The 11,916-nt window shown below is 53.3% G+C and carries 11 protein-coding genes; 6 read left to right on the forward strand and 5 right to left on the reverse strand.

The window, feature by feature from the left end; all coding sequences use genetic code 11:
• Nucleotides 1–995 precede the first annotated feature (995 nt).
• Nucleotides 996–2,291, forward strand: a complete 1,296-nt coding sequence (locus HCZ99_RS13525; RefSeq protein ID WP_167447559.1) for a M23 family metallopeptidase — start codon at nucleotides 996–998, stop codon at nucleotides 2,289–2,291.
• Nucleotides 2,292–2,569: 278 nt separating this feature from the next.
• On the opposite strand, the gene HCZ99_RS13530 is transcribed toward HCZ99_RS13525, so the two are convergent.
• Together HCZ99_RS13530 and cyaY are read right to left on the reverse strand one after the other, a co-directional pair.
• Complete coding sequence (locus HCZ99_RS13530; RefSeq protein ID WP_368484263.1) at nucleotides 2,570–4,366, reverse strand: ABC transporter transmembrane domain-containing protein; 1,797 nt, start codon at nucleotides 4,364–4,366, stop codon at nucleotides 2,570–2,572.
• Between the two features lie 47 nt (nucleotides 4,367–4,413).
• Nucleotides 4,414–4,746 (reverse strand): iron donor protein CyaY, encoded by a 333-nt coding sequence (gene cyaY / locus HCZ99_RS13535; RefSeq protein WP_167447560.1) that lies wholly within the window; start codon nucleotides 4,744–4,746, stop codon nucleotides 4,414–4,416.
• 276 nt (nucleotides 4,747–5,022) lie between these two features.
• Between cyaY and rpmE the strand changes: the two genes are divergently transcribed.
• Together rpmE and HCZ99_RS13545 are read left to right on the forward strand one after the other, a co-directional pair.
• Nucleotides 5,023–5,247 (forward strand): 50S ribosomal protein L31, encoded by a 225-nt coding sequence (rpmE, locus tag HCZ99_RS13540; RefSeq protein ID WP_008891651.1) that lies wholly within the window; start codon nucleotides 5,023–5,025, stop codon nucleotides 5,245–5,247.
• A 256-nt stretch (nucleotides 5,248–5,503) separates the two neighbouring features.
• Nucleotides 5,504–7,360 (forward strand): adenylate/guanylate cyclase domain-containing protein, encoded by a 1,857-nt coding sequence (locus HCZ99_RS13545; protein WP_167447561.1) that lies wholly within the window; start codon nucleotides 5,504–5,506, stop codon nucleotides 7,358–7,360.
• A gap of 167 nt (nucleotides 7,361–7,527) precedes the next feature.
• On the opposite strand, the gene HCZ99_RS13550 is transcribed toward HCZ99_RS13545, so the two are convergent.
• Nucleotides 7,528–7,986 (reverse strand): DUF1465 family protein, encoded by a 459-nt coding sequence (locus HCZ99_RS13550; RefSeq protein ID WP_254869615.1) that lies wholly within the window; start codon nucleotides 7,984–7,986, stop codon nucleotides 7,528–7,530.
• Nucleotides 7,987–8,527: 541 nt separating this feature from the next.
• Entirely contained in the window at nucleotides 8,528–8,716 is a 189-nt protein-coding gene (locus tag HCZ99_RS13555; RefSeq protein WP_368484264.1) for a DUF1192 domain-containing protein, read from the reverse strand.
• Between the two features lie 134 nt (nucleotides 8,717–8,850).
• On the opposite strand from HCZ99_RS13555, the gene HCZ99_RS13560 reads away from it, so the two are divergent.
• Together HCZ99_RS13560 and HCZ99_RS13565 are read left to right on the forward strand one after the other, a co-directional pair.
• Nucleotides 8,851–9,885, forward strand: a complete 1,035-nt coding sequence (locus HCZ99_RS13560) for an NAD(P)H-quinone oxidoreductase (protein WP_254869616.1) — start codon at nucleotides 8,851–8,853, stop codon at nucleotides 9,883–9,885.
• Nucleotides 9,886–10,198: 313 nt separating this feature from the next.
• The gene (locus tag HCZ99_RS13565) at nucleotides 10,199–10,879 is read left to right on the forward strand and encodes a DUF1013 domain-containing protein (RefSeq protein WP_167447563.1); all 681 of its coding nucleotides are present in this window, start codon (nucleotides 10,199–10,201) and stop codon (nucleotides 10,877–10,879) included.
• A gap of 5 nt (nucleotides 10,880–10,884) precedes the next feature.
• Here HCZ99_RS13565 and HCZ99_RS20830 read toward each other — a convergent pair whose 3' ends face one another.
• Nucleotides 10,885–11,016 (reverse strand): hypothetical protein, encoded by a 132-nt coding sequence (locus HCZ99_RS20830; RefSeq protein WP_303047846.1) that lies wholly within the window; start codon nucleotides 11,014–11,016, stop codon nucleotides 10,885–10,887.
• Nucleotides 11,017–11,073: 57 nt separating this feature from the next.
• On the opposite strand from HCZ99_RS20830, the gene HCZ99_RS13570 reads away from it, so the two are divergent.
• A complete protein-coding gene (locus tag HCZ99_RS13570; protein ID WP_167447564.1) occupies nucleotides 11,074–11,886 on the forward strand; it encodes a DeoR/GlpR family DNA-binding transcription regulator in 813 nt (270 codons plus the stop codon).
• The last annotated feature ends 30 nt before the right edge of the window (nucleotides 11,887–11,916 follow it).

Here is an 11,916-nt window from a genome sequence, read left to right on the forward strand (position 1 = left end):
TCCAGGATGCACAGACTTTGCGCCATAACGCTGCCCGCGCATCCCTTCCTACTGATCAACAATGTCAAAGAACTCTAAGGACCGAAGCCCATCCCGTCCGCCCCGCGTCGCCATTCTCGTTGGCGCCGCACTGCGTCGGTGGAGGCGGGTTATAGGGCGCTGTCACAGAACTGTCAAACCCTTTTTGGAAAGAAAATGCATTAAAAACGCAAAAACTTTCATTCGCGCAGATCTCATATAAAGAGACGTGTTTTACGCCCTCACCCTATGATTGAGCATGCCCCATAGACGTCAAAACCAAACGAAATCACCATGCATGGAAAACTGCGGATTTTGCGGTTTCGCCGCCTCCGAATGCCCCCTGTCGAGCCAGCCTTTAAACACATACATATATATGTGTCAGATCAGGGAACATTTCGAAGGTCCCTATAACGCACCCTATAAAAGGTGAAAGCTTTGGCGAATCTTTTGGGATGTGTTTTTCATAAAAATCCACGGCAAAGTGTTGTAATTCACATCCTTCGTGACGATGTAGCGACTGATCTTGCATCGCATTGCGATTTTTTTTACCCAATGTGGCAAGAAAACGCCGTGGGGGAATATGCCCATTATGACCGGAAGGCGGCTGCGCAAATATTTGTTTTAACAGGTGAAGTTTTCGCACCCCGCCGACAGCGCGCAGCGGCCCGTAAAAGACAGGCGTGCAGATTGCGCCAGATACAGGCTTTATGAACCGTGCTTTTGGTGTTCACCCGCCTTTATCTTGCCATTGTCGGGTGGCACCTCAGCGCCGCCCAAGATCGAAATGGCGTCGGTGTTCCTCAACGGTTCGTAAAGGAAATAGCGCCATGATATGTGATCGGGCGATGTCAGCCCCATGTTAATTGGCATTTCACAACCGCATCACTTTTTTGTATAAGGGGTGCGCCGGTGTTGCCAAAAAGAGCAACGGGTTGAGCATACTGCATTTTTGGTTCGAGGGGAGTTCTACGGCCATGGCCGGAAGAGACTTGGTATCTATTGTCACTGTGTTGGCAATTCTGGGGGGAACAGCGGGTTATCTGCTGTCCGATCATTATTCCACCGCTGACGATACAGCCTTATCGGCGAGCGCTGCCGAAAGCTTGCCAGAGAACGTCACCGAGACAGCAAGCATTCCTGTTCAACCTGCACGCCGTGAAACGGTTGTGCTTGAGCAGGGCTCAAACTTGATGGCAGCACTCACCTCCACCGGGGTTGAACGCAACACAGCCTATAGTGCGATTGAAGCACTGCGCGATGTTTACAATCCGCGCAAACTTCGCGCGGGTCAGAAATTTGAACTGGTTTATTCCGCTGACGCGCAAGACAGCGATGACCTTCTTGACGTGTTAAGCTTCCAGCCGGATCCCGAGACAATCGTTTCGGTTTCACGGACCGATGACGGTTTTGACGCCGCCACCGACAAAGTCGAATTGACCCCTGCTGAGAATGCGGCATCTGGCACCATTCAGCAGAGCCTTTTCCTTGCGGCGGAAAATAATGGTGTTCCGGTTCCGGTTCTGATGGAAATGATCGAGCTTTATTCTTACGAAGTCGACTTCCAGCGTGACATTCAGCCCGGCGACAGCTTTGAAGTCATGTATGAGCAGCTCAACAATGATGCTGGCGAACGGGTGCGCTACGGCGATATCCTTTATGCCAGCATGACGCTGAGCGGCAATGAAGTCCGGCTTTATTCCTATACCGACAGCAATGGCGACACTGACTTCTATAATCAGAAGGGTGAGTCTTATCGTCGTGCGCTGATGCGGACCCCGATCAATGGTGCACGCCTGTCCTCGGGCTATGGCGCACGCCGGCATCCGGTTCTTGGCTATACCAAAATGCACAAAGGTGTGGATTTTGCCGCACCGCCGGGCACGCCGATCTTTGCTGCGGGTAACGGCACCATCGCACGCATCGGTCCGTTCAGCAGTTATGGTAACTATATCCGTATTCGCCACAATGATTCCTACTCGACCGCTTATGCTCACATGCGTGGTTTTGCCAAGGGCCTGCACCAGGGATCGCGCGTTAAACAGGGCGACGTGATTGGCTATGTCGGGGCGACCGGCCGTGTGACAGGACCGCACCTGCATTACGAAATCCTCAAAGATAATGTTCAGGTCAATCCGATCAAAGTCAGAATGCCCAGCGGCAAGAAGCTCAAAGACAAAGAACTTGAACGTTTCATTGCCAGCGCGAACATGCGCCGCAAACAATATGCTGAGCTGTCGCTTAAAAACCGCAAGATCGCCAGCGCGGATTAAGCTGCATAAGCATCCGAAACACGATGATCAAAAAGCCCGCCAGTTTGGCGGGCTTTTTTAGTGCTTGCGCTATGTCCGCCCTACTTATCGACAAAGGCAACGCTTGCCGCCCTGCGGGACGAACGACACATGCCGGACGCACGGAGGCAGTACCCATTCCCCGCTAGCTGTTGCGCCATTACCGTCCTGTCAGAGCGCCACGCAAAAACAAAGCCCCTGACCAGATGGCAGGGGCTTTCGCTTTAGAGCGCCTTAACGGCTCGGTCGATAAAGACGGATCAGGCGGCGTCACGTTCAAATTGCAACTTGGCCAAACGCCCATATAACGGGGAGCTTTCGAGCAATTCCTGATGGGTGCCGATCGCAACCAATTTACCATCATCGACCACAGCAATCCGATCCGCATGCAGCACAGTCGCCAAACGGTGTGCAATAACAAGTGTGGTGCGTTCTTTCATGATGGTTTCAAGCGCCTTTTGAACCACCTGTTCGCTTTCGGCATCGAGCGCACTGGTCGCTTCATCAAGCAACAACACAGCCGGATTGCGCAAGATCGCACGCGCAATGGCAATGCGCTGACGTTGTCCCCCTGAAAGGCGCACGCCCTTTTCACCCAGGAAGCTGTCAAAGCCATCGGGCAAGCGATCCAGGAATTCACTGGCATAGGCCGCATCCGCCGCCGCACGCACATCCGCATCCGACGCATCCGGGCGACCATACCGAATGTTATCCCAGGCATTTGCCGCAAAGATCACCGGATCCTGTGCGACAAGGCCAAGCCGTTCACGCACATCAATCGGATCGGCATCGCGGATATTCACACCATCAACGCAGATGTTTCCGCTGTCGGGATCATAGAACCGCAGCAAAAGCTGAAACACGGTGGTTTTACCCGCACCTGACGGCCCAACAAGCGCGACGGTCTCGCCGCGTTTGACCTTAAGCGTGAATCCTTCAAGCGCGGATTGGTCTGGGCGGGCCGGATAGTGGAAGGTCACATTGTCAAAGCTGACAGATCCCTGATGCGGGACCGGCAAGGCCACCGGATTTTCCGGGGCGGCAATGGCGGGCTTCGTCGCCAGCAGGGCGACAAGGCGTTCGGCCGCCCCCGCAGCGCGCTGCAAATCACCGATCACTTCGCTGATCGCGCCAACCGATCCGGCAACCACGACGGCATAAAACACAAAGGCCGAAAGCTCCCCGGCGGAAATCGCGCCATCAAGAACGTCATGCCCACCAATCCAAAGGATGGTCCCCACCGCACCAAAGACCATCACGATCACAATCGCAGTCAAAAGGGCACGGGCTGAAATCCGCGCGACAGCGGTTTTAAACGCCCCTTCGACGTAACCGCCAAAACGGGCACTTTCGATTTCTTCGTGAGTATAGGCCTGCACGGTGCGCAGCGCATTGAGCGTTTCTTCGGAAAAGGCGCTGACATCGGCAACGCGGTCTTGGGACTCGCGCGATAAACGCCGAACCCGTCGGCCATACCCGATAATCGGCACTACCACCAACGGCACGACAAGAAGAACAAGGGCGGTAAGCTTGGGACTGGTGATGGCAAGCATGGTCAGCCCGCCAACAAACATCAGCATATTGCGAAGCGCAATCGACACGCTCGAGCCAATCACCGACTGCAACAATGTGGTGTCGGTGGTCAGACGCGAAAGAACTTCGCCCGTTCGGGTGACTTCAAAGAAGCTGGTATCAAGCCGGATGACATGGCGATAGACCGCCGCACGGATATCGGCAACAACGCGTTCGCCAATCCACGACACCAGATAAAACCGTGCATAGCTTGCCCCGGCCATCAAAAGTGTGACGCCAAACAAAACGAACAATGCACGATCAAGCAGGGTCGAGTCGCCTTCAGCAAAGCCTTGGTCGACAAGCATGCGCAGGCCATTACCAAGTGCCAACACCGTCCCCGATGCGGTAATCAGCGCAATCAACGCGCCAAAAAGCTGCAATCGGTAAGGTGTGACAAAGGGGATGATGGCCTTTAACGAGGACATATCCCGGCTTTTTTCGCGGTCGGTTAATTTTGCAGAAGCAGATGGTCTACGCGCCACGGCACTCTATCCCGTCGTCAAATAAAACATGAAAGCCAATCAACAGATCAGCCCAGGTCCAGCTTGTTTCCGGTCTTTACGGCCAGATCGGCGGACAATTGATCATGCAATGTCGTGGACCCACGGGTCGAGGTCCAGGTCTCGTTATCATCGTCGAAATCATAATGGCTGGCCCCGCTTACCGGGGATGACAGCCAAAGCTGACGGTTCGGACCGTGCTTATTGATGATGAATTGTTCACCCGAATCGAGTTCGATGGTCAAGATGCCAGCTTGCAAATCGACATCAAGGCTATCTCCGATCGCGTCATCAATGACGTCGGAGAGATTTTCTATCGTGTCATCTGCAATCTGATGAAATCGGGTTTCCTCAAGGGCCACAGTGCTGTTCTCCGTCTGTCATCGGGGGGAACACGCCCCCGTTTCGGCGATAATCATTCGTTGGCGCACCATACTATATAAAGAGTGCTGTGCAAGTATGCATAAGACCCCATGCGAGAAAAGCTTGAAACGCGGGCTGCGTACTGCTAAACGACCGCGAGATCGCTACTGCACTCCCTTCTATTTACGTTATTCGGCTAATTACCGTTTACAGGGGTTGCGCGAGCCGATTTTTTACACTATACACCGCGCTTCAAATTCCGGAGTGATTAGGCGATGAAAAAAGATATCCATCCCGATTACCATGAGATCACCGTTCAGATGACTGACGGCAGCACCTTCACCACGCAATCGACCTGGGGCAATCCGGGCGATGTGTTGAAGCTCGACATCGATCCAAAAAGCCATCCGGCTTGGACTGGTGTTCACCGTCTGCTGGACAGCGGCGGGCAGCTTGCGAAATTCAAAAAGCGCTTCGCTGGTTTCAATATCGGTAATTAAGAAAAGAACGTTTCTTTGCGTTCTGACGGATCAGCGCCCGCCGCATCTTCTTGATGCCGCGGGCGTTTTTCTTTGTCATATTGCAAAATCTGTTCAATTGTAACGAACAGACGCAAGTACCCTCTTCTATTCGTCGAGCTCGACATCATATGTAATGGTGAATTGGGATGTTGTTTGCCATAATCGGCAGTTCACGGGCTTAGATCGCGGGCGTTTCGCTGTCTCTGTCGCTTTGCAAGAGTTACCGGACTATTAGATGAACCAAACGGTTGCGCGTAACCAGGTAAGTTATGAGGTCTATGTCAAAGACCGTTCGGGGCGTTGGGAGATTCACGCTCACTTTACTGGTGCACAAAAATCGCAGGCTGAAGAAGAAGCAAAGCAGATTGAGCGTTCGGCCCATGTCAGCGCCGTCAAAGTCATTCGTGAAATTTACAGTCACGCGACCAACAGTTCCGACGAATACGTTATCTACGAAACCCGCGACAAGGGCGGTAAAACCGCACCGGGCGCACAAGCCCAGGCACCGCGTGGCAAAGCGCCAGCAAAACCCGCACCGTTTGTTAAACCTGCGGCCAATTGCGCGCCAAAGCCCCAAGCCCCGGCTCATTTCCGCACCACCACGGTCAAGAACGCACGTTCGGAACCGGACGAGTTTGGCATCATCGGTCTGTCCCTGAAAATTGCGATCACGTTCTGTGCTGCGGTTGCCCTTGGCCTAGCGGCCATGCTTCTTGGCGCCAAGGGACTTGAATATCTGGGCAAGTCAGGTGTCCACATCAGCCGGGACATTGTCGATAAAGCCAACTTTATGTTCTTTATCATCGGTTTCTTGGCAAGTGCCGTGCCCATGCTGATGGTGGTGACCAAGAAATACAAAGCCGCCCCGCGCAATCCATCGGCCAAGCCAGAACCCGTTTCACGGACCTCCGCCCAAATCGCTGCGGGGCCCAAAGACTCCGAAACGTTTGAAAGTGCGAACAGTGCTAACGCGGCACCGGCTTCTCATTCAACAACACCGGCCGCCGAGGTTACTGCTGAAAGCAGCACGGATACCACGCCCCCTGCGGCGTTTGACGTCGGGAACATGGGTGCGAATGACGTTGAGCCTGATAACGTGCTTTCTGAGCAAACCGATAGCGACGACGAAGCCTCCGCAATAACTGCCGACATTCCCGATACGCAGCCTATTGATACGCCGCGCATGCGCACCACACGTGCGAAGATGAAGGATTTTATCACCGGCTCGGTCAATGCGATCAAACGCAATGTCCAAAATCTGGATGCCTATAACAAGTTCGGGCTCAATCTTTATGTCGCAGGCGCCTGCGATGCCTGTAGCGAGAAAAACGAGCTGGAGCAAAAAGACGGCCGCACGGTGCTGCGCGATTGCATCACCGCCCTTGGCGCGGACAAAAGCATGGCCGATACGTTTTGTAAGAATGTCGATAGCTACATCCTCGAGCCGAAATACAAGGATATGTATGGTGCCGGGCGCCAATCGATGGATTCATATTTTGAAGATGAAAACAGCATCACAGAATCCGTTTCAAACGCGTTGAAATCATGGGGCGATAAAACCAGCTCCAAACCGCAAACGCCGAACGGCCCCAAACTCCATGCCCTGATGTTCACCGATATTGTGAATTCCACCCAAAGAACGCAGGAACTGGGCGATCACGGCGCACAACAAATGCTGCACGTTCACAATCAGATCGTGCGCACCGCGCTGATCAATAACTATGGCAAGGAAGTCAAACATATGGGGGACGGCATCATGGCTGTTTTCCCATCCTCAGCCAGTGCGGTTGAAGCCAGCATCGAGATTCAGAAAAACATGGCAGGCCACAACGCCAATAATGATCTGAAGTTCCAAATCCGGATCGGCATCAATAGCGGCGAAGCAATTGCCGAAGAAAACGATCTGTTTGGCACGGTGGTGCAGTTGGCAGCGCGCGTTTGCTCTCAGGCGGGCGGCGATGAAATTCTTGTGTCTGAGAACACCAAGAACACCTATGCCGGCAGCCGGGCCAGCTTCACCTCCCGCGGGCCCCGGACCATGAAGGGCTTTGCCGAGCCGGTCGAAGTTTTTGCCGTGACCGCGCGCGCTTAACCCCCGCCCACCCCACTCCGCCTATAACATCGCAGAACACACGCAAGACGCGGCCGCTTAGCCGTGCTTTGGCATGGATCATTGTGCCCGCCACCCACGATAAAACGTATCGCGTGCGGCTCACGGGATAGTGGGTGATAGACTGGTGAATGTCCGAAGGAGAAGCGTTAAGCGTTACAGCGCGCCGCCACCTGAAGCTCCATGCGTGCGGCACGCATATAAAGCCCGTGGGCACGCTCCATCAAATCAAGCAGTTCTGGTGACAGAAGGGTACAATCGGCGCGCTGATCATCAATACAGACCCGAAGATCCGTCATGAGATTGTCCGTATCCACGGCGTCTTCCCAATCAATTTCCCCGGCCTCAACCGCGCGCACTGTCATAAGCCAACCCATTGCGTGGATTAAACGCGTTGTCATACGCATTTCTTCGACGCATTTGGTCATCGCTTCCATGTCTCGTCCGGGTTTTTCGCGCTTGCTTCGATGATGCGAGAGATAATTTCTCGCCTCTACAAGCAGGGTAAAAGCTTCGTCATAGGTCCGCGAAAAATGAACGACTGCGAAATTGCTTTTGTAGGACGCCGAATTGGACGCCGCTGGATGCTCATTGTCCATATTAAGCATATTGGAAATGCATCCGCAGGCTTCAAGGATGAAATGTCACCCCAAATAGAAAGACCGCCCTTTTTAGGGCGGCCTCACCTCAACCTGCTAAACTTGCCGGACTTTTTTAGTATTGTTCTTGTTTGTGGGACGAACTGTAGCCAGCGGTTCATTAGTGGTCAAGGCTATTAATGGCACAATTGTGACAATACGTAGTAACCCGTACCCCATTTTGCCCCTTTTATGGCAGCCAAACCCAGCAAACCGCTAAGTCCTTCAAGAATAAGCTGAAACAAAAAAAACCGCCCTAAAAAGGGCGGTCTAGTTTAACAGGGAGGCATCGAAACATCACGTTCGACGGGGGTCAACAGATGACCCTTAACCCATATATAAGACGTTAGATTTAAATTTCAATTAACTCAGGGTATAAAAAACTATACATATGAATAATAAATTATACCCTGCGTATACCCTTCCAACGGTTGCAGCGTCAAATCCGCAGAAAACCGCCACGCATCAGTTGCACTCTTGGCACACCTAAACCGTGTTCCACTGATCGCGGTTACGATTTAAATAACGCCTGTGCCCCGGCCAAGGCCCCTTCGCGATGCGACAGCGCATGCTCGACACTGGCAATTTCTTGTTCCAACGCCGTGCGATATGCCTTCAAACTGTCAACGGACATGCCTTCCAGGCTGCGTGGCAACCCAAATTCCTGTGCTTTCGCGGCAAGCAGATCATCCTCGTTCACAATGAACCTCCAGTGCATTTTGGCCAACACCACACCTTTGCCTCTTTGAGGGCGTAAAGGTTTGTTGGTTTGAACAATTACCGTTTCTCGGTATTACATAGTTACAGATGTTTCCATTCGCCACGGAGGTCGATATGTCCCGGTCCAATTTTTCCCAAACTGATGGGTCCCACGCTGAAATACCAAAGCGCATGCAGGCCATCGAAATCAAAAACGACCGCAAAGATCCCTATCTGGCAATGACCGAGGAAGACGTGCCCGCCTTTGGCGCCGAAGATGTTTTGGTCCGTGTGCGCGCATGCGGGGTCAACCGCCCCGACTTGATGCAGGTTGCTGGCATGTATCCCCCGCCCCCGGGTGCCTCGCCGATTGTCGGGCTTGAACTGGCTGGGGAGATTGTCGCTGTTGGTGCAGATGTCACCGAATGGCGTGTGGGCGACGAAGTATGTGGCCTGGTAACCGGTGGGGCGTACGCGCAATACGCCACCGTTCCCGCCGCGCAATGCCTGCCAATCCCCAAAGGGCTTAATATGGTTCAGGCCGCCGCCCTTCCCGAAACCTTTTTCACCGTTTGGCATAACCTGTTTGATAAGGCCGGTTTAAAAGCGGGCGAAACCCTGCTGGTGCATGGCGGCACATCGGGTATTGGCACCACCGCCATTCAAATGGCCAAGGCCATGGGCGTTACGGTCATGACAACCGCGGGCTCGGATGAAAAATGCCAGGCCTGCCGCGATCTGGGTGCGGATATCGCAATCAATTATAAAACCCAGGACTTCGTCGAAGAAGTCAAAGCCGCAACCGACGGCAATGGCGCCAATGTAATTTTGGATATGGTTGGCGGCGATTACGTCAGCCGCAATTTCAAGGCCGCCGCCTTCGAAGCGCGCATCTTGGTCATCGCGTTCCTAAACGGCCCCAAAGCAGAAACCAATTTCACCCCGCTTTTGATGAAGCGACTGACCCTGATGGGGTCAACATTGCGCGCCCAGCCCGTCGCAAGCAAAGGCGCAATTGCCCAAAACCTGCGTAAAACGGTCTGGCCTTTGATCGAAGCAGGTAAAATCGCGCCGGTGATTTATAAAACACTTCCGCTTTCCGACGCCGAAGACGGCCATGCGATTTTGAAGGGTGGCGCGCATGTCGGAAAAGTGATACTTGAGGTATAGGTTGAGGCACTTTCAACCGATTACGGATCAAGTTGGCAGGTGACGGCTAACCGATCTTGGGCGGCAATTGATTGATTGCGGCGCGCCAAAGAAATATTCTTTTGGCAAACCCGCAACAGATTGTTGCATTTAACCGCACATTGATCGAAAAGAACGCTGTGGCGGATCTGGTGATGCGCGGCAACACTCGTGGTTGCCTTCGCAGCATTGCCGGACCACCAAAAGAGATTATATTCTGGGGCAGACATTCCTGCGTATTTGGGATCATCCCCATCGCCGGTCTCCAGAGAGATAGAAGGAAATAGGAGGAATCATGGCACAGCCCCTCATGCCCAAAGCAACCGCTGTATGGCTTATCGACAACACTGGTTTGTCATTCCGGCAGATTGCAGCCTTTACCGAACTGCATGAGCTTGAAATTCAGGCAATTGCCGACGGTGATGTAAGTCAGGGCATTGTTGGCCGTGACCCGATCGCCAACAGCCAGTTGACCCAAGAAGAAATCGCGCGCTGCGAAGCAGACCCGCGGGCTCTTTTGAAAATGGCCAAAAGCGATCTGCCGCGCCCGCGTACCCAGTCAAAGGGCGCGCGCTATACCCCGGTTTCCAAGCGCCAGGATCGCCCGAACGCGATTGCTTGGCTGCTCAAACATCACCCGGAACTGTCCGATGCCCAGGTTTGCAAACTGATCGGCACCACCAAGGACACCATCGGCAAAATCCGTGACAAAAGCCACTGGAACTCGGCCAACCTTGCGCCGCGCAACCCAGTGACCATGGGCCTGTGCACCGAACTTGACCTTGAAAAACAGGTCGTGATCGCGCGCTCTAAAAACCCGGAAAAAATCGTCACGAATGTCGAGCCGGATCCGCTGCCAGAAGAATTGCAGATCAATCCGGAACCAGAATATCCGGGCAGCAAAAAAAGCGACAAAAAAGAAGAGCCGAAAACTTCCGATTACATGGAAGCCGCAGAAAACCTCTTCCGCTCTTAATATCTTTAAAAGGCTGCCTTCACCCGGCAGCCTTTTTTCTTTGGGCCCTGTTCACGCTCGGCGAAGTCTTCGATGTCTTCGAAATCCGACGCACAATCTTTCATATGAACGCCGTTAAACCGTAATGAAACGGACATATGCGCGGCTTACCATGCGAAAGATTTTCGGATGAACAGCGCCAAAGATACATTTCCATGCAAAAACGCCCAACCGAACGCCAAGCTGGCATCGTTGAACTTGTGCGCGCCGATGGTTTTCGCACCATCGAACAACTTGCAGAACGCTTTGACGTCACCCCCCAAACCATCCGACGCGACGTAAACGCATTATGTGACGAAGGGTTGTTGCGCCGCCGTCATGGTGGTGTCGAACCTGCCCTTGAACATGAAAACATCGCTTATCGCGCGCGCAAGGTTCTCAATGTGAATGAGAAACGTAAAATTGCCGCCTTGGTCGCGCGCCAAATCCCTGATGATGCATCGCTGTTCTTTTCCATCGGAACCACGCCCGAACTGGTGGCCAGCGCACTTTTGCAGCATCGCAATTTGCGGGTATTCACCAACAATCTAAACGTCGCCTATGTTGCCGCCACCAATGACAGCTTTGATGTCACCTTGATCGGCGGGCGCTTGCGCAATCGCGACCGCGATGTACTGGGCCCCGACGTCGAGGCATTCTTTAACAGCTACAAGGTCGATTACGGCATCTTTGGCGTTGGCGGCATTGAAAGTGACGGCAGCCTGCTTGATTTCGACGAACAAGAAGTCCGCGCGCGCTCCGCCATTCTCAACAATGCACGGCAAAACTATCTGGTTGCTGATCATACCAAGTTTGGCCGCAACGCCGTGGTCCGCGGCGGCTCAATCACACAGGTCACAGCATTCTTCACCGATTGCCCACCGCCTGCTCATATTACGCAAATGATCAATAAGGCCGGTGTTGATCTTTACACCCCTGACGCAAATGCAGATTACCCAACCTTTATCCTGCCAAGCGACGCGGATTAGGCAGAGTTTCATCAATAACGCAAAGCCCAA

It is taken from the genome of Thalassospira lucentensis, assembly GCF_011806425.1.
In the GTDB taxonomy this organism is placed as follows: Bacteria; Pseudomonadota; Alphaproteobacteria; order Rhodospirillales; family Thalassospiraceae; genus Thalassospira; species Thalassospira lucentensis_B.

Excerpts from the sequence above, each read along its gene's own strand:
- HCZ99_RS13525 (WP_167447559.1), top strand. The coding sequence starts at position 996 with ATGGCCGGAAGAGACTTGGTATCTATTGTCACTGTGTTGGCAATTCTG.
- rpmE (WP_008891651.1), top strand. The coding sequence starts at position 5,023 with ATGAAAAAAGATATCCATCCCGATTACCATGAGATCACCGTTCAGATG.
- HCZ99_RS13545 (WP_167447561.1), top strand. The coding sequence starts at position 5,504 with ATGAACCAAACGGTTGCGCGTAACCAGGTAAGTTATGAGGTCTATGTC.
- HCZ99_RS13550 (WP_254869615.1), bottom strand. The coding sequence starts at position 7,986 with ATGCTTAATATGGACAATGAGCATCCAGCGGCGTCCAATTCGGCGTCC.
- HCZ99_RS13560 (WP_254869616.1), top strand. The coding sequence starts at position 8,851 with ATGTCCCGGTCCAATTTTTCCCAAACTGATGGGTCCCACGCTGAAATA.
- HCZ99_RS13565 (WP_167447563.1), top strand. The coding sequence starts at position 10,199 with ATGGCACAGCCCCTCATGCCCAAAGCAACCGCTGTATGGCTTATCGAC.
- HCZ99_RS20830 (WP_303047846.1), bottom strand. The coding sequence starts at position 11,016 with ATGTCCGTTTCATTACGGTTTAACGGCGTTCATATGAAAGATTGTGCG.
- HCZ99_RS13570 (WP_167447564.1), top strand. The coding sequence starts at position 11,074 with ATGCAAAAACGCCCAACCGAACGCCAAGCTGGCATCGTTGAACTTGTG.